Source organism: Sphingomonas sp. SphC10 (assembly GCF_057004845.1).
This window is the reverse complement of the sequence record NZ_CM168044.1, coordinates 910,081-934,422: the sequence shown is the minus strand read 5'-3', so window position 1 is coordinate 934,422 and position 24,342 is coordinate 910,081. Positions and strand designations below refer to the sequence as shown.

Genomic DNA, 24,342 nt, shown 5'->3' with positions numbered 1-24,342 from the left:
TGGGAACCCCGATCAGAACAGGCGCTTGGAGATGGTGAGGCGCAGGTTGCGTGGCTCGGCAACCGGAACATAGGTGAAGACCGACGCCGACCCGTAATTGCGCCGATCGAAGATGTTGCGGATGCCGATATTGATGTCGAAACCCCGGACGGTCAGAAAGCCGTTGACGTCCACCTGTCGCGACGGCGGCACGACATATTGGCCGAGGAGATTGGCGTAGGAATTGGAGCGTCCATACAGACCGGCCGACAGGCCCCCGCTGACGCCCTCCGCGATCCTCGATCGATAGGAGGAGAAGAGGCTGTACGTATCGCGCGGCTGCTGTGCGACGACCGTCTGAAGCGCATTGACCGTCAACAGCGCATATCTGGTCCGCGTCAGCGACGCCAGCACCGACCAGCCCGGCAGCAACTGCCCCGCGATGTTCAGGTCGATCCCCCGCCCGCGCTGGCCAGGCCCAGGGGAGAGATCAGTCGGGTCCGCCGGATTGCGGATGATGATGTTGTCCTGCTGTATGTCGAAATAGGATGCGTTGATCGTCGCGCGCTTGTGGAACAGGTCGAACTTGACGCCCGCTTCCTTGTTGGTGGTGATGATGTTCGGCAGGATGCTGCCATTCTTTGCCACCGCGAAAGACGCCTGCTCGCCGCGGGAGTAATTGGCGAAGAGCGACAGGTTGCTCGTGGCATCGAAGATCAGGCCGCCGCTAGGCGACACGCCGTTCTTCCGCTGGGCGTTGATGGCCGAAGGCCCCGCAAAGAAGGTCTGCGATGTGGTTTCGAACCAGTTCTTGCGAACGCCGCCCAAAATCTTCAATTCCCAGAATTCGATCAGCGCCTGGCCATAGATGCCTTCCTGCTTGCCGCCCGAACGGATCTGGACGTTACCGAACGGCGACCAACGAATGTCGGTCAGCGGCCCGCTGGCGGTGAAGGAGGGGTTCAGGATCCGAGTATAGACCAGGCCACTCCGCTGTTCGGCGGAGCCATCACCATAATTGTATCCGACGTTGAAGCTGGCCTTCACATCGTCGGCGATGTGCGTCCTGACGCGCAGGAAGCCGTCAATGGCATTGGCCGAACCCTGTTGCCGCGATCCCTGAAGGTCGATGACGGGGATACCTTGGCGACTATAGCCCGAATTACCCGCACGCGTCGTCAGCAGGGTCTGATCATGCAAGCTACGAACGACCAATTCGATGCCGGGCACGATCTGTCGCGTCGCATCGAAATAATAGCGTTTGGTCGCGATCCGGATGCCTTGGTTGGCGGCGTAGATCGGCACCGACGGATCGCGATCAATGATCCGAAACGTCTTGTTGTCGAACAGCGTATAGGCACCGATGCCGTTGACGGCCTCGTTCATGCTCGCACCGATCACGATGTCGGTGAGGCGATCCTTGTACCGAAGCGACGGCGCGAACAACCAGTCCTTGTTGCCCGTATAGCCGCCATAGTTTCGATCCATCGTCTGCGCACTGCCGATGACGCGGGCCGACAGCTTCTTGTCGCCGGTGATCGCGTTGTTGGCATCGATGACGCCGCGCGCCAGACCGAAGGAGCCGGTGTCGAAGCTGACCGCCAGGCGCTCCTCGGCATTCGGCTTTTTGGTGACGACGTTGATGTTGCCGCCCAGGTTGCCGAACCCGGCCAGGATCGCATCCGGCCCCTTCAGGACTTCGACCCGCTCGATATTGGCCACCGGCTGGTCGGCCCCCGCCGCCACGCCATATTGCGACGATGTCGTCAGGCCGTTCACCAGCCCTCCGGCTCCGAAGCCGCGAATGGTATAGGATGCGCCGCTGTTCGGGTTGTTGCCCAGCACCGACACACCGCCCGCGTTGCGCAGGATGTCGGTGATGTTCAGCGCCTGCTGTTCCTCGATCGTCTTGGCGGTGATGACTTGGGTGTTGCGCGGCTGATGGCGCAGGCCCAGGCCGTTGCGGTCCGAGGTGGTCGCCTGACGCACCAGCACGCTGGTTTCCGCCTCGTCGCGCCGCGCGGTCACGACGATATCGTTGACGACGACCAGGCCCCCCTGCACCGCCGGAACGACGGTCAGGCTCGTTCCGCCGATGACCGTCCTGATCGCATCCGCCGCCGATCGCGCACCGCACACGGGGCGTGAAGTCAGCCCCTTGACCGCGTCGGGATCGAAATTGACGTTCACACCCGATTGCCTGCCGATCATATCCAGCGCGCGGTCCATCGGCATGGCGGGCACGGTGATGTCCCCCGTCCGCACGACCTGCGCAGCGGCGGGGCGGCATGGGACGCTCGCGCCCAGAAGGCCGATGACACTCAGGCTGGCAAATCCCAGCACATGAAGCCCACTCCCAGTCAGATTCAGCATGCAATCCCCCCTTCACAGGGCGCGCGCCATCCCCCACGGCAAAGCCGCGCTCGGATAGAAAGCCATCCCTGTCGACAAACGGTTGGCGCCTCGCGGCGGATGATGCGGTGGCGATCCTCTAAGGAGGCTACCGCGGCCGTATTCCTGCTGACGACAGCCCGTGTCTTGGCGATGCGATATGCCAGCCGGACCTTCTGTCGTGGGAGACGCTATGCTTCAGTCTTGTGACAGGCAAATTCGAAATGTTCATGGGGGCATGAACCCATTCGATGATAGCCCTCAAACCTTGTAATATTGCTCGAAATACGCCCTAACTTGCAGAATGAACCATTTGAGCACCGGGTCGTGACGGTTGCGCGGCCACTGGGCGACGGTGACGATTCCTCGGCGGGCGAACGGTGCCTCGAACACCTTGAACGGCATCAACGCCGCATAATGCTGGAACACCCATGAATTGCCCGTGGCGACCAGATCGCTGCCGATCACGATCGCGGGTAGCGTCGCCTGAGACGTGGCCCGGACGCAGATGCGCCGCGCACGCAACATGTCCACCCCGTTCTGGTCTAGCGCGAAGGTCTGCCTCTCCTCCCCGCGGGCGACGATATGTCGCGCGGCCCGATATTGCGCTTCGGTGATTTCGACGCAGTTCTGGAACTCCGGGTGGCGATCCCAGACCAGGCAGCTCGGCCAGACGGTCAGCATCGGCATCGTCTCCAGCCCATCGAGCGCCATATGCTCGGGCAGCAGCAGCAGATCGGCCCCCTGATCGAGGGATCTGTCCGGCCGCTCGATGTCCAGGGGGATGACGTTCACCTGCAAACCGGGGGCCAGGGTCGAAAAGCTCCGCAATACCGGGCCCAGCAGCATCTGCTCGTTCGCATCGTCGGCGGCGATGGTGATGCTCTCGGTCGTCGTCAGGGGATCGAAGGCGATGGAATAGTTGAAGGTGCCCTCCACCTCCCGCATGATCCGGCGCACTTCGGGCCGCAACGCATGCCCCAGCGGCGTCAGCTGTGGCTCCCCCCCTGCATGGACCACCAGGTCATCACCGAAATGATCGCGCAGGCGCCGCAGCGCATGGCTCATCGCCGATTGGCTCAGGCTGACCCGACGTCCTGCCTCGGTCAGGGTCGGGGCGTGCAGGATGGCGTCGAGCGGATAGAGCAGGTTGAGGTTGAGCCGACGGACCGTGCCGCCATGGACAGAGGCTGACGCACCACCTTGACCATTTGACGATTGGCCCGAAGCCGTCATTGTCCGCCCTTCCCCGCCCAAGGCCCAAAGGCCTAGCGATGCATAACAAGAGCGCAGCCGGGTTGGTAGATCGACCGATCGGGTTCACCGCCGCCGCGCCGCTCTGGCGGGCGATGTTATTATGCCCCGACGGTGACCTCCATCGTCACACGACGGTTGGCGGGTGCGACCTCGTCGTCATCGCTCATCTCGAGCAACGGACGGCCGTCGACTGCCCAGTGAACGCGGCGCAGGCGCGCATCCCGTCCGTCCTTACCGACGCCGTTCCCCCAGCTGTGATAGACATATAGATCGTTACCATCCTCGTCGGTCGTGAACGAGCCATGGCCCGGCCCCTGTTCGTAACGCCGATAGTCTTCGTCGCCCTTGGGCATGGCCACGCTTTTCTGGAGCGGAGCGGACCATTTGCGCCACGCGTCGATGCGGGTCAGGTCGCTATCGAGCGAGGCGGACGTGCCGTTGACGACATAGGTCGGGCTAACCCCCGAGCTGGAATAGACAAGCGCCACGCGATTGCCCCGGATCAGCGCGAAGGCCCCCTCGGCGAGGTTTTCCTCCACCGAGGTATCCGGCGCGATGACGGGCGACGGCAGACCGGCGAGGCGCGTCGGTCGGGCGGGATCGACCTTGGCGATCCACGTCAACGGATCGCCGAGCGGCCCGGATGTCGGCAGGTATCGCTGGGACCAGGTGTAATAGCCCTGACCCCGCACCTCGAAATAGGACATGTCGAGACTGATATTGGCGGGCATGTCCGGCCGCCCGAGCGGGGTACCATCCGCCTTGCGGATCGCGGCCGGTTTCGACCAGTCGGCGGGATTGGCGGGATCGCCACCGTCGCGAAGCTGCATGATGTGCGACTCCACCGTCGACCATGCGCCGCCCTCGTTGGACTGCGGGTCGGTCGGATGGAAGCATGGCGCAAACAGGATCGACAGTCGTCCGCCGATTTCATGGATTTCAGGTGCCCAATAGCATCCCGCAATCACTCGGCCTTCCGCCGTCCGATCACGGCGGATCCGCCGATTGAGCAGGTCGACTTCCCGTGCGCGGCCGTCCTTGTCGTCGGCCAGATCGGCGATCGTATCGGCGATACGGAGCGGCAGATGAGGCGAGCCGACATTGTCGTTGTTCGTGTCGTCCGTCGCGACGAACAGATAGCGGACCCGGCCCTGATGCTCCCAGCGATAGATGTTGGGATCGGCGCGTTCATAGGCAAAGATCGCTGGATAGCGGCGCTGGCGGACGGTGCCATGGACGAGATACCGTCCCGGCTTGCCCAATTGCGCGAGATCGACGGCGTCCCAATCCACCGCACGTGTCGCGGTGGAGCCGTCCGAATAGCTCAGTTTCACCGGCACTGCGGCGAGCCCACCGGCACCGCCCGGTCGGATCGTCTGCGGCGTCACGGTCGCCGCCGTGTTGACGATGCGGCCGAAACGATTTCCCAGCGCTGTCGCGGTGACGTCGTCGACGGGCAGCGTATCAATGGCCGTGGTCGTGAGATCACCGATGCGGGCGTCCCCCACATTGCCGATGGAGGCGATCCTCGCGCGGCGCCCCCCCGTATCGGGATAAAAGGGTGTCTGCTGCCATTCCTGACGCGTCAGATCGGCCACGGTCGTCCAGCGCGACTGTCCCGAACGGTCAATCCACGAGACGACGTAACGCTGGGCGGCGCTGTCCCAGATGGCGTGCGGATGGTCGATGCCGTCATTCGACCTGAGGTCCAGCGTGCCGAGCTCGACGAACTCCGCTGATTGGGGATCGCGGCGGAAGATGACGATGGCGGACGGTGACGGATCCTGCTTGCCGTCCATGTCCACGCGTGTCGCGATGACGCCGATCGTGCCGTCGGAGAAGTGGAAGAGCGAAGGATTCGACACGCCGCGAAGGGCGACGCGATCGACGCCGATATATTCCCCACGGGCGAACATCACGCCATAGTCGTCGTTGAGCGGGGTCATCGTGCCATCGCCCCCCGACATGGCCAGATGGACGCTTCGCGCGACGGTCGGCTGGTTCGCATCCTGCGACGTGGTCGGCGTCCGCGCATAGGCCTCCAGCTGGCGTGCGGACTTGCCGAGCAGCTTCACTTTGAACCGCTTGGTCAGGGTCTTGCCGTCCGGCCGGGTCAGCCTACCCTCAAGGCTGACGACGCGGGCGTCCGCCGTCATGTTGGTCAGGATGCCGTCGGGTACGTCGCGGCCATCGGCGCGCCAGGCGGCGGTATGCCCCACCGGCACCGGCAGGCGCGTTCCCGATGCCAGGATCGGGGCGACGATCCAGCGATCGGCGACGGTTGCGAGATCGGGCGCGGCCCGGTTCCAATGCGCCACCAGAGCATCGCGCTCGGCCGCGGTGATGGGAAGCACCGTACCGTGTCGTGGGGACTCGGGCAGGTGGAACCGGCGCGGATAGGTCCACGCGATCTTGCCCTCGAGCGAATGGGTGGCGAGCGGAATATAGCCGACGCCGCCATAATTATCGACCCACAGGAAATATCGAAACCCGCTGGTATCGCCCGGATTGGCGCGAAACGCGGTCGGTCCTTCCACCTCGGGCGTGCCGGCGCGGCGACCGATGCAGCGGTCGACGATCTTCCACGCACCCGACGCGCCATCGGCTCGGAGCGAGGACGACGTCTGCGCCAGAATATCGCTGGACGGGCAACCGGCCGCATCGCTGATCTTGGTGAAACGATAATAGCGATCGCCGTCCCGCAGGACCGTCGCATCGATCATCCCTTTCGCCTTGACGGCACCAGGGACATCGGCGGACCGGAACCATGGTTCGGGCGTGGTAAAATTGCGAAAATCGCGTGTGGTCGCACGCAGGATCTGCGGGCCGTTGCCATCCTCCACCTTGTGCGCCGCATCCTTGTAGCGGGTGGAGGTCCAATAGACGACATAGGCGCCGATCGTCGGGTCATAGGTCGCCTCCGGCGCCCAAGTCATGCCCGCATCGGGCAGATTGACGAGGACGTGCCGTTGCTTCCCCCAGTGGATCAGGTCGGTCGACTCCCAGACTTCGAGATATCGGCTGCCCTGGCTGGTCGAATCACGCCACCCGGTGCGCCCGGTCGAAAGATCGGTCGCAAGCAGGAAAAAGCGGTCCCCTTCGGCAGAGCGCATGATGAACGGATCGCGCAGGCCCCGCGTACCCTCACGCGACTCCAGGACCGGCTGCGCGTCGTTCAGGGTCTTCCATTGCAGGGCGTTGTTGCCGTCCGACACGGCAAAACGCAGCTTCTCCCCGTCGATGCTATTGCCGGTGAAGTAGACGAACATATAGGCCGAAGGCGCAGGAGCGGCGGCGGGCGCGGCCAGCACGGTGACGTCGATCGGGACGGACACGGGCCGGTGGTCGGGTAGCGTAACGGTTGCGGTCAGGCGAATGCGACGGTCGCCGGTGCCGCGCGTGACGCGCCCCTTGCGTATGACGTCAGGGCCGTGCCCCATATCGACGTCCGAAATAATGGCAGGATTGGAGGATCGCCACGTAATCCGCGCCTTGCCGATATTCGGCACATTGCGAAGCCCCGACAGGGCCGAGGCATCGTCGGGGAGCGTGACGTTGCCTCGGAGCGGGGCTGCGAATACGGGATCGGAGCGCAACGCGTTCGCAACGGCGTCCGTCAGCGGATCGGCGGCCGGTGCCGCCCCGACCAGCGCCATGCCCGCCAACGCACATAACAAATTGCCAAGGGGATGCGATCCGCCATTCATCCTGTATCTCCCGGTAGCAACGATGGCGAATGCGTCGCCTCGCAGCATCATTATGGTGCCATTATGTCCGACATTTATGCGACGGCAAGAGGGTGATCCAGATTTTTCTGCCATGGTCGCCAGATGACGGCTGCGGCGAGTGGCAGCGCGAAATATGGCTGAAAACTGGCGATCCTAGCGGGAGATAGCTTTGTAATCCATCAGGCGACGTAAGGGGATATCGCCGCAGGAGCCGTGCCAGATCGCCTCATCCCGCATCCAATTGATCGACAAAAGAATTTTGAGCTTGGCATCCGGGATTGGCGGCGTGGAGCGCATCTTGGGATGGAGCCTGCTCCCGCGAAGATACAGCCGACGGTCGAACCCTGAAAACGACGGATGCAGATATGCCGCACGGGCCTACCGGCTCTGCCCCGTCCACCATTAACTGATCATATCCGAGTGTCGGGCGTCAGCGCTGCTTCTTGCTGATGGTCGCGGTGAAGTCCGGATCCTTCTTGGCGACCCAATCCACGAATTTCCGGACGTTCGGGTGATCGAGCAGGCCAGCCACGTTCATCCCATGTCGCTGAAGTTCGGAATTGGTGAAATTCACGGTCAGGGTCTGCTGGCATATCGGATGCATCGGTACGACATCTCGGCCACCCCGGCTTTTGGGCACTGGATGGTGCCAGACGATAGTCTTCCCCGTCGGCCGACCGCAAAGCCAGCACGGCACCGGTGCGGCCGGGACCTCCTCTTCCGGCGGAAGATGATCATAGGGATCGTGTTTGGAACGTCTGGCCATGGATGGAACAACTGCCTTATTTCCGACGGCCTGTAGCAAAGCGATCCACCCCGTCATATGGAAAGCTGCAAAAGGCCCCCACCCCGCCGGGCCGATGGGGGCGAAGATGACGAGTTCGGCGAAACCCTGGGATGCGGCACTGGCCCGCAAATGGCTGGAACGCCGCTATGAGGCGGCGCGGCTGGATCAGGCCGCCGCCGATCGGCGCGGCTACGAAGCCCGCGATGACTTCGACAAGGCCGCTGCTGAGGAATGGGTGTGTCGTACGCTGAAAAGCGCCGAATGCGTTGACGATCAAGCTGCGCTCATAATCCGCATCAAAGACTTGATCGGACAGGACGAGTATCCCGCGACCGGCGTGAATGACGATATGCGGTTCGAACGGCATGTTCGTACCTATCTGCGAAAGCTCGCCAAAATGGCGAAGACGAATGAAGGCTTTGAAAAGACCCTTCGCCATCAGTGAGGACGGCGATACGCCGACCAAAGCGGGCCCACAGGCAGTGGCCGAGGCCCCCGGCCCGCATTCCCGCTTCGCTCGTTTGCAATAGCCCCTCCGAGTGGCCAACGCCGCGATCTCGAGCGGGCTGGCCGCATGCTTGCCCGCAAAACGACAAACTGCGGTCGGCCCGGCAGTAGTGATCTGCCATCGCCGACGTACGCGATAGCCCAAGCTTCGGCGAAACCATCTTGTCCGACTGGAAGCCCCAACGTGTCAGGAGGCCTTCCGGCCAAGCAATGCGGCCTCGACAGACATCCAAACCCAACTAGCGCGGTTCGTAGAAAACTTTAAGTCTGCCGGGACTTATTGTTGGATTGTTGCGCCTTCAGGTTCAGACACCTAGCCTTCTTAAGCTATTACAATATCTGGATAATTACCAGATATTGGCGAGACAGCCAATCCTCGCCAGAATGCGCGGAGTCAACCATCATCAGAAATACCCCACAAAATCATTATGTTGCGCAAAAGCGGCAAATCGCGCTTTTTCCTTTCAAATGTATTTGTCAGGCAATTTGCTTTGTGCCATGTAAGGCACGAACCGCAACTTAGCGGACATACATATGGGGGGAGGATATATGCGAGATATTGCATCGCGCTGGCTGTTCGGCGCGTCCGTCGTTGCGATCGCAACGGGTGGCATTCACAACATCGCCCATGCGCAGACTGCCGTGGCACCGCCGAAGCGCGGTGCCGAGCTTCGCGTAGAGCAGGGCCGCGATCCCAGCCAGCTGACCGGCGCGCTCAATGCCTCGCAGGTCGCGGAACAGGGCGTTTCGGATCAGGACATCGTCGTCACCGGCGTGCGCGAGTCGCTGCGCTCGGCGCAGGCGTTGAAGCGCAACGCCAATCAGATCATCGACTCGGTGCAGGCGCAGGACATCGGCAAGCTGCCCGACGCCAACACGACCGAGGCGTTGCAGCGCATCACCGGTGTCCAGATCCAGCGCCGCTATGGCGAAGGCGCGACCGACTTCGATCACCGCACCTCGCCCGCCATCACGGTGCGCGGCCTGACCCAGGTGCAGAACTTCCTCGACGGCCGTGCCGTCTATTCGGCATCGGGCGGCCGCGCCTTCGATCTGGAGGGGATTCCCCCCGAATTGCTCGGCGGCATCGACGTCTACAAGAACGCCCCCGCCAATGTCATCGAGGGCGGCGTCGGCGCGGCAGTCAACCTGCGCACCCGCCTGCCCTTCGACCAGCCCGGCCAGACGATCAGCGGCACGCTACGCGGCAACTATTATGACCGCGTCGACAAGTTCGGCTATTCGGCATCGGGTCTGTACAGCAACCGCTTCGACACCGGCATCGGCGAGATCGGCGTCCTGTTCAATGCCGTCTATTCGACCGCGCATTACCGCCAGGACGGCATCCTCGCAAACCCGCAGCAGCCGATACCGGCCGGCAGCATCTCCGGCGCGCCCGCCAATGCCCGGGCGCCCATGGGGATGCAGGTCTATGACGATCTCGGCGACCGCCGCCGCCTGGGCATTGCCAGCGCTGTGCAATGGCAGGCCGCCGACAATCTGCTGATCACCGGCCAATATCAGCTTGCGAAATACTGGTTCAATCGACGCGGCGCTTATTACTACACCGTCAATGGCGGCAGCCAGTCCAACCCCCTGCCCGGATCGACCTTCACCTTCAACAACGAAGGCTATGCGACCTCCGGCTCGCTGCGTGGTCAGAATTTCGAAACCGGGCGCTTCGACCAGGAGTTGTGGAGCCAGAGCCAGAACTTCACTCTGGCCGCCGATTGGCAGGCGACGGACCGGGCCAAGGTCCATTTCGATGCCCAGTATCTGAAGAGCTATTACAACGCCGACCGCAACGGCCATGTCCTGTCGCTGTTTACCGCCGCCGGGCAGAACACGCCCACCGGATCGCCGCACCCGTCGACCATCGACTTCGACCTGCGCGGCAGCCGCCCGCAATGGGACGTGCGCGACAAGGCACTGCTCAGCAATCCGGCCAATTACAGCACGCCGTTCATCGCCGACGCCTTGCAGCGCAACGACGCGGACACGCTCGCGCTGGCCTATGACATCGAATATGATCTGGAGGGCGGCTTCCTCCAGAAACTGCGCGGGGGCGCACGCTATTCGGACAATTCGATCGATCTGCGCGGCACCTGGAATGGCGTCTGCCTGTATGCGACCGGACCCGATCCATCCTGCTCGGCCAAGGACGGCACTCCCCTGATCCCGCTCAGCCGCAATCCCCAGCTGGCCATGCCGGGGCCGTCCAAGAATTTCTTCGACGGACGCAGCGTGACCGGCGGCTTCCTCTATCCCGCCTTCCCCGCTGGCGACGGAGTCTGGGCGCAGACCAAGGCGCTGTACGCGCTGTTCGGGGCCCAGACGAAGGATGCCTTCACGCCGGGCGATCTGAATTCGCAGACCGAGAAGACCTATACCGCCTGGGGCGCGGTCGATTACGCATTCGAAGGCGCGGGTCTGCGCTTCGATGGCGGCGTGGGCGTCCGGCTGGTGAAGACCGACCTGACCTCCTTCGGTACGCAGTTCAACTCCAACGGGACCAGCTCGCCGCTCTCGATCCAGAACAGCTATACCCGCGCGCTGCCCAGCGTGAACCTGCGGGCGCGGATCACCGAAGAGTTCCAGATGCGCTTCGCCTATTCGAAGGGGCTGGCGCGGCCGAATTTCGACCAGTTGTCGACGAACCTGACGCTGAACAATCCCAATCAGATCAATCCGATCACCGGCCGTCCCAGCGCCAATTCAGGCAATCCGCGCCTGCGGCCGATTTCATCCAACAATTTCGACCTGACGGCGGAGTGGTATTTCGCCTCCACCGGATCGCTGACGGGTGGCCTGTTCTACAAGAAGGTCGATGGTTTTCTGGCCAGCGGCGTGATCGTCCAGAATTTCCAGGGGCGCGCCTATGACGTCAACACCGTGCTCAATTCGGGCAAGGGCACCGTCAAGGGTGCGGAGATCGGCTATCAGCAGTTCTTCGACTTCCTGCCGGGCCTGCTCAGCGGCTTCGGCATGCAGGCGAACTACACCTATGTCGACTCGAACGTCACCAACCCGTTCGCCATTGCCGGGTCCGGCAATACCCAGCTGCCGCTGGAGAAGCTGTCCAAGCACAATTACAACCTGATCGGGCTGTATGAAAAGGGGCCGCTGACCGCACGCCTCGCCTATAACTGGCGGTCGAGCTATCTCGACCAGACGTTCGGCGCGGGCACCAACCAGCCGCAATATGCCAAGCCCTATGCGTCGCTGGATGCGTCGGTCAGCGTCAACGTGAACAGCCATATCGCGGTCTCCGCCGATGCGGTGAATCTGACCAATCGCATGAACGTCACCTATATCGGCACCATGGGTCAGCCGCTTCAGTATCAGCTGAACGATCGCCGCTTCGGCCTGTCGCTCCGCGCAACCTATTGATCCCCGCCTGCCGGCATGGTCTGACGATCGGACCATGCCGGCTTTTTTCGTCAGGGGTTAGGAATAGTCATGGCCACGGCGCCCGCGCTGGAATTTGCGACCGATGCCGTCGCGACCGTTCGCCATATCGGCCATGAGCGCGAGCCGGTGGTGATCCTGGACGGTGCGACCGGATGGGTCGATCATTTGCGGGACTTCGCCGCGACCAGATCCGCCTTCGCTCCCGCCGCCGCCGTCGGCAGCGCGTATCCCGGGCTGCTCGGTCCCACGCCCGTCGCCTATGTCGATGCGATGGTGCGCCGCGTCCTGCCGCTGATCGCGACGCATTTCACCGGCGTGCCGGTCCGCCCCGCCCGCGCGCGCGGCAATTTCTCGCTGGTCACCACCGATCCCGCCGCCTTGAGCGAGGATCAACGCGTGCCGCATGTCGACACCGCCGATCGGCTGCAATTCGCCACCGTCCATTTCCTGTCGTCCGACAATGACGATGGCACCGCCTTTTTCCGGCACCGCGCCACCGACTTCGAGACATTGGATGCGGAGCGCCTGCCCCGATATCACGCCGCACGCGCGGACGATCCACCACCGCCCGCTGGCTATTGCACCGATGGCGACACCGCCTTCGAGATGATCGACGTCATTGCCGCCAAGCCCGACCGGCTGGTCCTCTACCGCGCGAACCTGCTGCACTCGGGACGGATCACCCATCTATCCGCCCGGGCTGCGGACCCCAGAATGGGGCGGCTGACCGGCAACCTGTTCCTCCAATGCAAGGTGGCGGCATGAGCGACGATGCGCCCATCGGCCGGATCGCGATCATCGGCGGGGGTACGGCGGGCTGGATGGCCGCCGCCGCGCTTGCCCGCGTGCTGGGGCCGGAAGGCCCTGCAATTACCCTGGTCGAGTCCGAGGAGATCGGCACGGTCGGCGTCGGCGAGGCCACCATTCCGCCGATCCAAGCCTTCAACGCGCTGCTCGGCATCGACGAAGACGATTTCGTCCGTGCGACCCAAGGCACCTTCAAGCTGGGGATCGAGTTCGTCGACTGGCGGCGCCCCGGCCATCGCTATTTCCATCCCTTTGGCGTCTACGGCATCGACAAGGGTGCCATTCCGTTCGAGGCAATGTGGCAGCGGCTGCGGCTGGCGGGCGAAGCCCTGCCGCTCGAGGCCTATTCGATCTGTGCGGCTGCGGCCCGTAGCGGGCGGTTCATGCGGCCCCAGCCCGGGAACACCCCGCTCGCGCATATCGGTTATGCCTTTCATTTCGACGCCGCGCTCTATGCCCGCTTCCTGCGCGGCCATGCCGAAGCCGCCGGTGTTCGCCGCGAGGAAGGTCGCGTCATATCCGTCGAACGCGGCGGCCCGCGAGATTTCATCGAGGCCGTCCTGCTGGCCGATGGGCGCCGGATCGCCGCCGATCTCTTCATCGATTGCTCGGGCTTTCGCGGCCTGCTGATCGAGGATGCGATGGGCGCAGGTTTCGAGGATTGGGGACATTGGCTGCCCAATGACCGCGCGGTCGCGGTGCCCACCGCCAATGTCGGGCCGCCGACCCCGTTCACCCGCTCGACCGCACACGGCGCGGGCTGGCAATGGCGCATCCCGCTTCAGCATCGCACGGGGAACGGCCTGGTCTATGCCAGCCGCCACCTGTCAGACGATGAGGCGGCCACGACGTTGCTCGCCCATCTCGACGGCGAGCCCCTGTCCGATCCGCGTCCCTTGCAATTTCGGACCGGACGGCGCGACCGGTTCTGGATCGGCAACTGTGTGGCATTGGGGCTGGCCGGGGGGTTCCTGGAGCCCTTGGAGTCGACGAGCATCCATCTGATCCAGGCGGGGATCGCGCGCCTCCTGGAGATGCTGCCCACCCGGGCGTTCGAACCGGCGGACACGCGCCGCTACAACCGGCTGATGGCGGCGGAGTTCGATAGCGTCCGCGACTTCCTGATCCTGCATTTCCATGCGACCGAGCGCCGCGACACCGCCTATTGGCGGGAATTGGCCAGCATGGACATTCCGGAAACGCTGGCCGAGCGACTGGCCATCCACGCCCGCACCGGCCGGGTCTATCGCGAGGCGGACGAGTTGTTCACCAAAACCAGCTGGCTGGCGGTGATGGACGGACAGGGACTGGTCGCCAACGGCCACGATCCGCTGGCGCAAGGTATGCCGATGGACGAACTCCGCGCGCGCCTGAACCGGATCGCCGCGGTGACACAAGCGGCGGCCGGGCACATGCCCGCCCATGCGGACTTCCTCGCACGCCATTGTTCCGCCCGGCGCTGATCCAGACGCGAGCCAAGGCAACCTCACGCCTTGCGAACTAAGAGGCAGACGAAATTCGTCTGCCCGTCATCCCCCGCCCGCTTCTGCCTTGCCTTAACCCACGCAGCCACCGTTATCCGAAGGTCGTGATCAACGAGGTCTGATCCCAATATGTCTCACCATCGGGTGATAAGATTCCAGGGCCTTGGTACAAACTTCAGCTGAATATGGGATCCGATATAGTCCTATTTTGCTGCGACCACCTCTATCTCCACAAGGTACATCGGTGCGGCCAGAGCGGCCACCTGGACCGTCGATCGGGCGACGGTGTTCGGGTTGTCGACCGTGCCGAAGAATTGCTTGAACCCATCATTCATCCCGGCAAAGTCCATCTTGCCCCCCAATTTGGCATCGCCGGCAACGAAGACGGTCATCTTGATCACGTCCGCCATCGCAAAGCCTCGCGCGGCCAGGATCGTTTTGATCTTGTTTAAAACGCTCACTGTCTGCGTCTTCGTGTCGCCGAAGTCCTCCACGGTCAATTGCGCGGGCGGCTTCTTGCTGGCGGCGTCGAGTGGCGTGGCCAACTGCCCCGACAGATAGAGCGTCGTCGCGCCAGGCTTTACCGTCACGCCCTGCAATATCAGGCCTGGCGGCGTGTTGGGATGGCGGATGACGGGTCCATTCTGCCCCTGCGCGCCTGTCGCAGCGGCAAAGGCGAATAGGGTAGCAGCGATCAAGCGATACGGCATGGCATATCCTTCCGGTTCATGACTGGACGGCGGGCATCATGGAGACGCCCGCCGGGAAGTATCAGAAATTGACGTTCAGGCGCGCATAGTAATAGCCGCCATTGATACCATAGGGACTGAAGGTCAGCGGCGCGTCGAGCACGTTGCCGCCGTTCACCAGGGTCTGGTTCGACGTACCGGGCACCAGCGGGACGGTCGGCGGCCGCTTGTTGAAGACGTTGTTGGCGCCCAATGCGATGCCGAGGTTGGGCGTGATATCGTAGTTCAACTCGATATCGCCGATGAAGGTCGTACCGATCTCCTGATTGTAAAATGTGCCGCCGTCCGGGCTAAGCTGCGCCGAGCTTTTGCCATAGACGGTCCCGCGCAGCATCATCGAGAATTTGTCGATGGTGTAGAGGACCGAGCTGATGACCTTCACGCGCGGCGATGCCGTCTCGATATTCGACTGGGCGCCGAGATTGAAGAGCGGAATGATCTGCCCCGTGGCGGGGTTGGTCAGGGTTGAGGGTGCAGCAATCAGGCGCGTGAGCTTGGTTTCATTGTAGTTGCCTGAGATGGTCCAGTTCGCGCGGCCATAATCTCCAAAGTCTGACATGTACGTCATTACCAGATCGACGCCGCGTGTCCGTGTGTCCGCGCCGTTTGTGAAGATGTTGATGCCGGTCTGGTTGACCGTCGGATCGAGCACATTGCCGTTGGCGATGATGGCGCGCGTCACGACCGGGAAATTGACGGCACCGCCACTGCCGAAGATCGACCCCGTGCCCAGAATGCGGTCGCGGATTCGCACTTGATAGGCGTCGAGCGTGATGGTGAAACCGGACGCGGGCCGGATCACCGTGCCAAGAGAATAGTTCGTCGACTTTTCCGGCTTCAGATTTTGAAAGCCGATCAGCTTTGCAGCCGCCGAATTGGCGGGCAACTGGACGAACGCGGCGGTCGGCGAGACGTTGGTGGCCGAATAATAGGATTCCGCAAGCGTCGGGGCGCGGAACCCGGTCGAGAAGGTGCCGCGAAGCGCGAAGGCATCCGAAAAGTCGTAACGCCCCGTGCCCTTGTAGATGAAACGGCTGCCGAAATCCGAATAATGCTCGTAACGTCCGGCAACGTCCAATTTCAATTCGTCGATCGGGTTGGTGGCGACATCGACATAGAGCGACTTACCGGTCCTTGCATTGACGCCCGCATCGGATGGGCGGAAACCCGGATAGGACTGGCCGCCCTCCTTGTAGATCGAGCCGGCGTCGCCCGATCCGATCTCATAGACGTTGCGGCGATATTCCGCACCGAAGGCCAAGGTGATCGGAGCCGCCAGACCCGCCTCGATCTCTCGCCGAAGGTCCGCATTGACCGTGAATTCCGTCGATTTGAAAAGGCCGTTATAAAAGCTCGTCGGCGTGAAGCCGGTATCGGCGTATAGTGAGGCATTGGCCGAGTCTATGGTGTAGATCAGGGCCTTGTCCTGCCCGAATGTCGTCGACAGATCGTAATGGAATCCACCGGCGTCGCCGCGCACGCCGCCGGTAAAGGCCATGTCATCTTCGCGAATTTTCTGGCGTGGATTGAATCCGTTGGGCGGATTGTCGCCATCCGGATCGAAATAGGTCGTAACCCCGGCAACCGTGCGCGCGACCCGCGTCGGGACGCGAACATTTTGATACGCACTGGCGATACGTTTGGAATAGGTGCCGAAACTATAAACTTCGACTTCACCCAAATTATAGGCGGTGTTGTACTGCAGGTTGGTCAGCGAGGACTGGGCATCGCCGTTGATCCAGTTCACATAGGGAAAACCGGCCATCAGCGGATAGAGCTGTCGCTGCGTCGCGTTCAGTGACGGACTGGACGTCGCGGTCAGCAGGGTGCCGTTGATGTCGGTAACGCGGCGATCCAGCCCGCCTACCCGTGTGAAGTCATGGAAACGGTGAAAGCCTGTCACGTTCAGAAAGCCGTTGTCCCCCAGCTTCGTCGCGAGGTGAAGCGTGCCCGCGAGCGTGTCGCCGCCGACGCTGTAGTTGCGCCCGGCCGTGATATATCCGTCACCGCCCTCCGCATCGTCCTTGAGGATGATATTGATGACGCCCGCGATCGCGTCCGAGCCATATTGCGCGGCTGCGCCGTCCTCGAGAACCTCGATACGCTTGATCGATGACGGGCTGATCAGATCGAGGTCAGCGGTCGCCGCGCCTTGAAATGGTCCGCCCAGAACGGCCAGGTTGGAGGTGCCGTGACGCCGCTTTCCATTGATCAACACCAGCGCATGGTTCGGGCTGAGACCGCGCAGGCGCGCAGAGAGGGTGAGATTGGCGGTATCGCCGCCAAAGGCTTGTGCCGTGAAGGATGGAACGAGCTGCGTCAGCACCTGGTTCAGGTTCGGCTGCCCGACATGGCTGAGCGTTTCCTCGCCCAGCACCTTGATCGGGGCAGCGCTTTCCACGGCGGTCATTCCCGTGGCGCGCGTCCCGGTTACGATAATCTCGCCACCGTCTTGCGGGGGCGACATGGATCCGGTCAGGGCAGGCTCCGGCTCTACCGTTGTAGAGACCGGCGTTAAGGAAGGCGCCGCCTGCTGAGCAAAGGCGGGATGGGCCAGACCCACCACATAACAAGCAGTCAACGCTATATAGGACACACGATCACGTCGAGTCATAGCAATCCCCCTTGTTTCCAACGAACAGACAGGATCCTCACCCGATTATTTATCGTTATTTTCTACGCACTTCTCCGGATCGACATCATCATTTGCTATCAGCTTATTATTTGCAATCGTTATTTCTAAATTATCATGAATTTGTTCAATTATCTGAAATTGAGACATTTATTGCAAAAATGACGCAATATCGGCACCGAAGCTGGCTGCCATCATCCATGACACGGTCGAACGATTACTTATACTTTGCCCTGATTGACACAGTGGTAGCCTTTCCGCCCCATAGACATTGATGGCAGTCCCTACGGGTCGCGTCTTGACCACGTCCGTGGAATGATTTGCGCATCACGCCGCTGGGCCGTACTGTCGGAGCCGAAGTTACCGACGGCGATCATGTCCTGCGCAATGCCCGCGCAGCCCCCTCGCTCGCGACACGGCGCCCGAGCATAGTGACTTGGCGACGCGCCGACTGAATGCCGCCTTCCTGCCATCCCGGCGTCTGGCTGAGGGCGGCTCCCGCGAAATATATCCGCCCTTCCGGCTCCTGCAGAAAGCGGAAGGCAGGCGTATCGATATGCCCCTCTTGGCGACCATTTGCGCTGCCCGCATTCCAGTCGGGCCATGGCCCCAGGCTGAAGGGGATTTTGTGCCAATTGACCGCAAGGCCATTGACGCAGTCCGCGCCATGTCCGGGATGTAAGCGGTCGATCACGCCACGCGAAAAGGCGATTTGCTCCGCGATCGGCCGCTTTTCGAATTCTGCGGCGACCGGCCCGGAGCTGTAGCAGCCGAGAATCATCCCGCGCTCGCTATGCAGGCCTGCGGACGGATACCAGACCAGGGTGGTCGGCCCACCGACAAAGGACAGCCCGCCATAGATTTGCTCCTGCTCCCAAAAGCGCGGACTTTCGAACGCTACCTTGTTGGAATAATCATATTTTACGCTTTCTACCGTCTGCTTCAGTCGCGGTGAAAAGTTGGTGTCGATCTTGGCCAGTACCGGGAACGGAATCGTGCAGATCAGGTAATCAGCACTGACCCGGCTCACCACAGCGCTGCTGCGATCGCGATAGACGACCTCGACGCCCGAAGGCTGCTGACGGATTTGCGTGACTTCGGCGCCCAGCAACGGGGGGCGCCGAAGATGGCGGGCGAAGCCAGCATGGATACGATCCATGCCGCCCACCGGCTCGAACATCGTTGCCTGCATGTAGAGATTGTCTTCGAACAGCGTCATTGGCAGGCGCTGATTGGCCAGCAACTGCTCCAGCGGCAGCGCCGTCGAGGGTGATGCGAACGTAACCCCCGCCCCCGGTGCATTTCCGAAACCGGAGCGCTCCGTCCCCTTAAAGCCGCCGGTCGCGTCCAGATCGCCATAGGCCTTGAGGAAAGGCGTCAGCCGCTCGCGATCGGCCGCCGTCAGCTCACGATCGAGCGACCCCTGGTTGATCGCCTTGGCCAACAGTTCTGCTATCCGGCCGCGCATGTCGTTGATCGCGGTGCGCATCCGGATTTTCGACCCGTCGTCGCCCATGATGTAAGCGGAACGGCTGGAATTGACCTCCACCTCCATCGGCACGCCGAACTGCTTGGCATAGCCGAGCAAGCCCTGATGAAAGCTCGGAATCCGCGCCGGACCGGCATTGAAGTAGATACCGTCGGAGAACCGAGCGGTTTGCGTAGCCTCGCCGATCATCTCGATCCGGTCGCCGTCACGAACCGTCCAGGCGCGCCCCCCGACGCGATCGCGCGCTTCCAGCAAGGTGACGAGGAAACCGGCCTGTTCCAGTTCATAGGCGGCCACCAGACCCGCGATACCGGCGCCCAGCACGACCACATGCCGGCCGTGACCAACTTCCGTCGGCAAGGGCACCCAATCCTCGGCATGGGCGAAACCTGCCATGCCCAAAGCCTGCATGGCCCCCATCATGGGGCCAAGCCCCGCCAACATTCCCAGCTTACCGAGTACCGTGCGCCGTGTCGCCATAGCTACCCCATTCCCCTTGGCTCGAACGCTGAACAGGGCGACGGTACGAAACCGTCACCACGCCATCAGCATCCTCTTCAGCGTCAGGATCACAGGTCGCGGGCAGCCACCCAAAGGGTAGACACGCAACTTTCGGTCACTCACTCCATCGGTGAGCGATTCGAAATGAAAACTAATCTTCATGAAACTGCAACTTGTTTATGAATACGCATTGGCAGAAATTTGAGCCGGATAGCGATCGCGATTACGATGGGCGCGCTTGGGAGGAAGTTGGCGGCGAGGCGGACGTAGCGGGTGGCAAACCGCACGGCCGGTTGGAACCGCCGCCTATGTCGGGAGGCAACGCATTCGACCAGCCCCCTCGACAGTCTCAGGACAGGCTTGCTCGCCCGCCCATCATGCGAGCGCCCCGTGGATCAGGCGGCCCATTTTCCGGCCAAGCGCCGGGCGTTGCGCTTTTATAAGCTTAATCGCGGTATTTTCAGTGACCACGCTGGCCTTCAGCGGCACGTCGAGCAGTTTGAGCCAGAAGCTACAGCGCTACAAGTGAATTCTTTGATGGCCGCCCACGCCTCATTACAACCTGGAATGACGCTGCGCATCACTCCTTCCAATTACTTGGCGGCAATACAAAATTTCATATTTCGACATACCTATCAACCTTCCATCATGTCATTTCAATACTCATGTCACCATATTTAATAATCACACTTACAAATACCCCTTGAGTTTCATCCAAAACGGCATCAACCATTTCAAAAAGGATTTCAGGCGCAACAAATTCCAAGTCGGACCACTAGGGTCAGGACCCATTGATGTGAGCGTCGCGATCTGATTCAGGCTCCACGAGGAGACTGGTGATGAGCGACCTTTTTTGGCTGACGGACGATCAGATGGAGCGGCTGCGGCCGTTCTTCCCCAAGAGCCACGGCAAGCCTCGGGTGGATGACCGGCGGGTGCTGAGCGGCATCGTCTTCGTCAACCGCAATGGGCTGCGCTGGCGGGATGCGCCCAGCGCCTATGGTCCTCACAAGACGCTGTACAACCGGTGGAAGCGCTGGGGCGAGCGTGGCGTGTTCACGCGCATGATGGAGGGGCTGGCTGCAGGCGATGCCGAACCGAAAACCGTCATGATCGATGCGACCTACCTGAAGGCGCACCGCACGGCATCGAGCCTGCGGGTTAAAAAGGGGATCTCGGCCGCCTGATCGGACGCACCAAGGGCGGCATGAACACCAAGCTCCATGCCGTGGCCGACGCGAACGGCCGCCCATTGAGCTTCTTCATGACCGCAGGCCAAGTCAGCGACTACACCGGCGCGGCAGCCCTGCTGGACGACCTGCCAAAAGCGCAGTGGCTGCTCGGCGACCGCGGCTACGACGCCGATTGGTTCAGGGACGCTCTCCAGGCCAAGGGCATCCAGCCATGCATCCCGGGCCGACGATCGCGCAACGAGCCGGTCAGATACGACAAGCGCCGCTATCGGCGTCGCAGCCGCATCGAGATCATGTTCGGCCGCCTCAAAGACTGGCGCCGCGTTGCCACACGCTACGATCGCTGCCCCACGGCCTTCTTTTCCGCCGTTGCTCTCGCGGCCACCGTCATCTTCTGGCTGTGATCAACGAGTCCTGACCCTAAGTCATGATGATTATTACGCGCGGCATGTACCTCACCCTATCGCTTATGGCCTCGACATCGGCTCTGGCACAGGCGCCTGCCACGAAGCCGATCATCAGCCAGAGCCTGCCGACGTCGTGGCAGAACGCCGGGAGCGAAATTCCGCTGGATCCGGCGTGGCGTACCGGCGTCCTTCCCAATGGCCTCCGCTTCGCCGTACGCCGCGGAACGCAGCCCCCCGGCACTATCTCGGTACGGATCAGGGTCGCTGACGGCGCGCTGATGGAAACCGACGAGCAGCAGGGCTGGACCCATATGCTCGAGCATATGGTATTCCGTGGCACCGACCATTTCGCGGATGGCGAAGGCATCAAGATATGGCAGCGTCTCGGCGCCAGCTTCGGTAGCGACACCAATGCCTTCACCACGCTGACCGCCACGACCTTCGTCCTCGACCTGCCGAAGAATGATGGCACCTCCTACGATCAGGCGATGGCCGTGCTGGCCGAGATGATGAGCCGTGCGACGATCGATCCGGTCGCCCTGGCGACCGAGCGCAAGGTCGTGCTGGCGGAACGCGCGTTGCGGATGCCGCCAATGGCCGAGAAGGTGAAGCAGATCGCCAATCCGCTGCTTCTCGCCGGGACCAAAGCGGCAGATCGCGACGTCATCGGGTCGGAGGCGACGCTGGATGCGGCCAGTGCCGAGCGACTAAAGGCCTATTACAAACGCTGGTACCGGCCGTCGCGCACCGTGGTCGTCGTGACCGGCGATGCCGATCCCGCCATGCTGGAGGCCGGTGTGCGCCGCGCCTTCGGCGACTGGTCTGCCTTGGGAAGCGAACCGAGCGAACCCGATTACGGCGCTCCCGTCCGCCCGGCAAAGCCTGCCGCGGTCGTCACCGATCCCTTGATCCCCAACAGCTTCCAACTGGCCTATGTCATGCCGCATGACGATCGTCCTTGGACGGTGTCGCGTCAGCAGCGGCAATATCTCGACTGGATCGCGGTCGGCATTCTGAACGCCCGGCTGGGGACGGAAGCACAAAAGGGCGAGGCGGTCGTCAATGCCGGGGTGGCCCTCAATGCGAGTCGTCATGTTCAAGATCAACTGACCGTAGGTGTCGTCCCCAAACCCGGCGCATGGAAGGCGGCGCTGGACACGGCCTATGGCGTGCTGAACGGTGCGATCGCGTCTCCCCCGACCCAGGCGGAGATCGACCAGCAGGTGACCTTCGTCACCAAGATGCTCGACCGCCGGATCGCGGAGCAGGATACCCGCACGTCAGCCGATTTGGCGAACAGCTTCATCGGCGACGTCGACCAGGGAGACGTGTCCGGGCCAAGCACATTCTACCGCGACCTCTTCGTCGCGCAGCAAAAGGCATTCACGCCGACGACCGTGCAAGCCGCCATCCGACGCCTTCTGTCCCCCGATCCCCGGCTCATCGTGTACAGCTCGACGCCGGTTGCGGGCGGGGACGCGGCGGTACAGACGGATCTTGCCGGTGCCAGACAGGTGGCCGCCAGTCGCGAGGCGGCCGTTCGCACCGTGTCGTTCGATGACCTGAAGCTATCCGGTCATCCGGCCACCGTCGCCTCGACATCGATCGTGCCGGGTTTGGATGTGGAGCGCGTCCTGTTCTCCAACGGCGTCGAACTGGACCTCAAGCGGACGGCTTTCGAAAAGGACAAGATCCGCGTCAGTGTGCTGATCGGGCATGGCGTGCTGGGCGAACGTCTCAACGATCCGGGCCTCATATGGACGAACGGCGCCTTGCTGGCGAGCGGCTATGGTGGCCTTTCCCCCGACGAACTGACCCGCCTTCTGTCGGGGCGAGCGGTCGGGTTCGGGATCGGGACCGCCCTGAACGGGGTGTTGCTGCGTGGCGATAGCGACCGAAACGATGTCGCCGACATGTTCCGGCTGATGACGGTCGCCATGACACAGATGAACTATCGACCCGCCCCGCTGGCGCGGCTGAAGGACGCGACGAACGCCGCCTATCAGGCTATCTACAATCAACCTGGGGCGGTGTTCTCCGCATTCGCCACTCCCTATCTGTTTGGCGGCGATACGCGTTTCCGGGCGACACCGCCCATCGCCGAGGTCGACGCGGTGACGCTGCCCGCATTCCAGTCCTATTGGCAGCAGCGGCTGAGCCGGGGGCCGGTAAAGGTAGGCGTTGTCGGCGACTTTGATCGGGACGCGATCATCGCGGCGGTCGCCAAGAGCTTCGGCACCCTGCCCTCCCGTGAGAATGTGCCATTGGATGCGGCGCAGCGCGCGGTGTCCGCGTCCTTGCCTGCCGCCGATCCTGTCATCCTTCGGCATCGCGGCGACCCCACACAGGCGATGGTGGCACGCATATGGCCGACGCAGGGATTGTTCGATGACGTCACGACCGGACGGGCGCTCGAACTTGCGGCAAGCCTGATCCAGACCCGCCTGACCGAAGATTTCCGCGAAACCCAGGGCGGCAGCTATGCACCGTTCGTCAGCTATAATTACGGCGGCGGCGACATTCCGCATTACGGCGCCCTCGTCGCCGGTGCCCAGCTTCGAACCGACCGGATGGCCGATTTTGAAGCCGCGCTGAAGGCCATTATCGCAGATATCGCCACGCACAGCCCGGATGCCGATGCCTTTGCCCGCGCGAAGGCGACAACGGTGGGCGCCATCGAGCGCGCGACAAAGGGCAACGACTTTTGGGCTGGCCTCATCATGGCGAACTTGGACAATCCGGCGGAAGTCGCCGCAATCCGGGACGGCGTGACCAGCCGACAGGCCGTGACGCCCGAGCAGGTCCGAGCCGCAGTCCGTCGCTTTGCCGCCCCATCCGCCCCGTCGTTTGAAATCAAGGTCCTGCCGGAGTTGAAAACTCAGCTAAAGCGATAGGGATAATACCAAAATATGGACACTTGATGCTGACAGTAGAGCTTCCCGCATCATAGCGCCTTTTCTTGGGAGCTATCGAACAATTCCCTTGAACTACTATCGCTAAAATGCGCAAGAACGATGGTC

Annotated in this window: 14 protein-coding genes; 7 read left to right on the top strand and 7 right to left on the bottom strand. The window is 62.4% G+C overall.

Annotated elements, in window-relative coordinates; translation table 11 throughout:
• Positions 1–12: 12 nt before the first annotated feature.
• From ACWKSV_RS04140 to ACWKSV_RS04125, 4 genes are all read right to left on the bottom strand, one after another.
• On the bottom strand, positions 13–2,352 hold the full coding sequence (locus tag ACWKSV_RS04140; protein ID WP_156884265.1) for a TonB-dependent siderophore receptor: 2,340 nt from the start codon (positions 2,350–2,352) through the stop codon (positions 13–15).
• Between the two features lie 279 nt (positions 2,353–2,631).
• The gene (locus tag ACWKSV_RS04135) at positions 2,632–3,606 is read right to left on the bottom strand and encodes a LysR family transcriptional regulator (protein WP_076716073.1); all 975 of its coding nucleotides are present in this window, start codon (positions 3,604–3,606) and stop codon (positions 2,632–2,634) included.
• Between the two features lie 119 nt (positions 3,607–3,725).
• Positions 3,726–7,334 (bottom strand): family 43 glycosylhydrolase, encoded by a 3,609-nt coding sequence (locus tag ACWKSV_RS04130; RefSeq protein WP_338469042.1) that lies wholly within the window; start codon positions 7,332–7,334, stop codon positions 3,726–3,728.
• Between the two features lie 451 nt (positions 7,335–7,785).
• Complete coding sequence (locus ACWKSV_RS04125; RefSeq protein WP_076716071.1) at positions 7,786–8,121, bottom strand: hypothetical protein; 336 nt, start codon at positions 8,119–8,121, stop codon at positions 7,786–7,788.
• Here ACWKSV_RS04125 and ACWKSV_RS04120 point away from each other — a divergent pair.
• The 4 genes from ACWKSV_RS04120 (at position 8,105) to ACWKSV_RS04105 (ending at position 14,330) form a co-directional block, all read left to right on the top strand.
• Complete coding sequence (locus ACWKSV_RS04120; RefSeq protein ID WP_335695377.1) at positions 8,105–8,587, top strand: hypothetical protein; 483 nt, start codon at positions 8,105–8,107, stop codon at positions 8,585–8,587. The two genes, ACWKSV_RS04125 and ACWKSV_RS04120, sit on opposite strands and share 17 nt — an antisense overlap.
• A 611-nt stretch (positions 8,588–9,198) precedes the next feature.
• Entirely contained in the window at positions 9,199–12,039 is a 2,841-nt protein-coding gene (locus tag ACWKSV_RS04115) for a TonB-dependent receptor (RefSeq protein ID WP_076716069.1), read from the top strand.
• A 69-nt stretch (positions 12,040–12,108) separates the two neighbouring features.
• On the top strand, positions 12,109–12,825 hold the full coding sequence (locus ACWKSV_RS04110) for a DUF6445 family protein (protein WP_083706646.1): 717 nt from the start codon (positions 12,109–12,111) through the stop codon (positions 12,823–12,825).
• Positions 12,822–14,330: a tryptophan halogenase family protein gene (locus ACWKSV_RS04105; protein ID WP_076716067.1), complete on the top strand. Its 1,509-nt coding sequence runs from the start codon at positions 12,822–12,824 to the stop codon at positions 14,328–14,330. Before ACWKSV_RS04110 ends, ACWKSV_RS04105 begins: the two co-directional genes overlap by 4 nt.
• 224 nt (positions 14,331–14,554) lie before the next feature.
• Here ACWKSV_RS04105 and ACWKSV_RS04100 read toward each other — a convergent pair whose 3' ends face one another.
• The 3 genes from ACWKSV_RS04100 to ACWKSV_RS04090 form a co-directional block, all read right to left on the bottom strand.
• Positions 14,555–15,061 (bottom strand): Rid family hydrolase, encoded by a 507-nt coding sequence (locus ACWKSV_RS04100; RefSeq protein ID WP_191864522.1) that lies wholly within the window; start codon positions 15,059–15,061, stop codon positions 14,555–14,557.
• 61 nt (positions 15,062–15,122) lie between these two features.
• On the bottom strand, positions 15,123–17,714 hold the full coding sequence (locus ACWKSV_RS04095; protein WP_191864523.1) for a TonB-dependent receptor plug domain-containing protein: 2,592 nt from the start codon (positions 17,712–17,714) through the stop codon (positions 15,123–15,125).
• A 391-nt stretch (positions 17,715–18,105) separates the two neighbouring features.
• A complete protein-coding gene (locus ACWKSV_RS04090; protein WP_172839655.1) occupies positions 18,106–19,617 on the bottom strand; it encodes a flavin monoamine oxidase family protein in 1,512 nt (503 codons plus the stop codon).
• Between the two features lie 495 nt (positions 19,618–20,112).
• On the opposite strand from ACWKSV_RS04090, the gene ACWKSV_RS04085 reads away from it, so the two are divergent.
• From ACWKSV_RS04085 to ACWKSV_RS04075, 3 genes are all read left to right on the top strand, one after another.
• On the top strand, positions 20,113–20,403 hold the full coding sequence (locus ACWKSV_RS04085) for a hypothetical protein (protein ID WP_156884264.1): 291 nt from the start codon (positions 20,113–20,115) through the stop codon (positions 20,401–20,403).
• A 158-nt stretch (positions 20,404–20,561) separates the two neighbouring features.
• A protein-coding gene (locus ACWKSV_RS04080; RefSeq protein WP_156884132.1) for an IS5 family transposase occupies positions 20,562–21,319 on the top strand; the annotation gives its coding sequence in 2 pieces (ribosomal slippage) (positions 20,562–20,895 and positions 20,895–21,319; 759 coding nt in all).
• A gap of 23 nt (positions 21,320–21,342) precedes the next feature.
• On the top strand, positions 21,343–24,216 hold the full coding sequence (locus ACWKSV_RS04075; protein WP_083706645.1) for a M16 family metallopeptidase: 2,874 nt from the start codon (positions 21,343–21,345) through the stop codon (positions 24,214–24,216).
• Positions 24,217–24,342: the final 126 nt, after the last annotated feature.

Bases quoted from the DNA above. Each gene is read 5' to 3' on its own strand.
- ACWKSV_RS04140 (WP_156884265.1), bottom strand. From the start codon at position 2,352: ATGCTGAATCTGACTGGGAGTGGGCTTCATGTGCTGGGATTTGCCAGC.
- ACWKSV_RS04135 (WP_076716073.1), bottom strand. From the start codon at position 3,606: ATGACGGCTTCGGGCCAATCGTCAAATGGTCAAGGTGGTGCGTCAGCC.
- ACWKSV_RS04130 (WP_338469042.1), bottom strand. From the start codon at position 7,334: ATGAATGGCGGATCGCATCCCCTTGGCAATTTGTTATGTGCGTTGGCG.
- ACWKSV_RS04125 (WP_076716071.1), bottom strand. From the start codon at position 8,121: ATGGCCAGACGTTCCAAACACGATCCCTATGATCATCTTCCGCCGGAA.
- ACWKSV_RS04115 (WP_076716069.1), top strand. From the start codon at position 9,199: ATGCGAGATATTGCATCGCGCTGGCTGTTCGGCGCGTCCGTCGTTGCG.
- ACWKSV_RS04110 (WP_083706646.1), top strand. From the start codon at position 12,109: ATGGCCACGGCGCCCGCGCTGGAATTTGCGACCGATGCCGTCGCGACC.
- ACWKSV_RS04105 (WP_076716067.1), top strand. From the start codon at position 12,822: ATGAGCGACGATGCGCCCATCGGCCGGATCGCGATCATCGGCGGGGGT.
- ACWKSV_RS04100 (WP_191864522.1), bottom strand. From the start codon at position 15,061: ATGCCGTATCGCTTGATCGCTGCTACCCTATTCGCCTTTGCCGCTGCG.
- ACWKSV_RS04095 (WP_191864523.1), bottom strand. From the start codon at position 17,714: ATGACTCGACGTGATCGTGTGTCCTATATAGCGTTGACTGCTTGTTAT.
- ACWKSV_RS04090 (WP_172839655.1), bottom strand. From the start codon at position 19,617: ATGGCAGGTTTCGCCCATGCCGAGGATTGGGTGCCCTTGCCGACGGAA.
- ACWKSV_RS04075 (WP_083706645.1), top strand. From the start codon at position 21,343: ATGATGATTATTACGCGCGGCATGTACCTCACCCTATCGCTTATGGCC.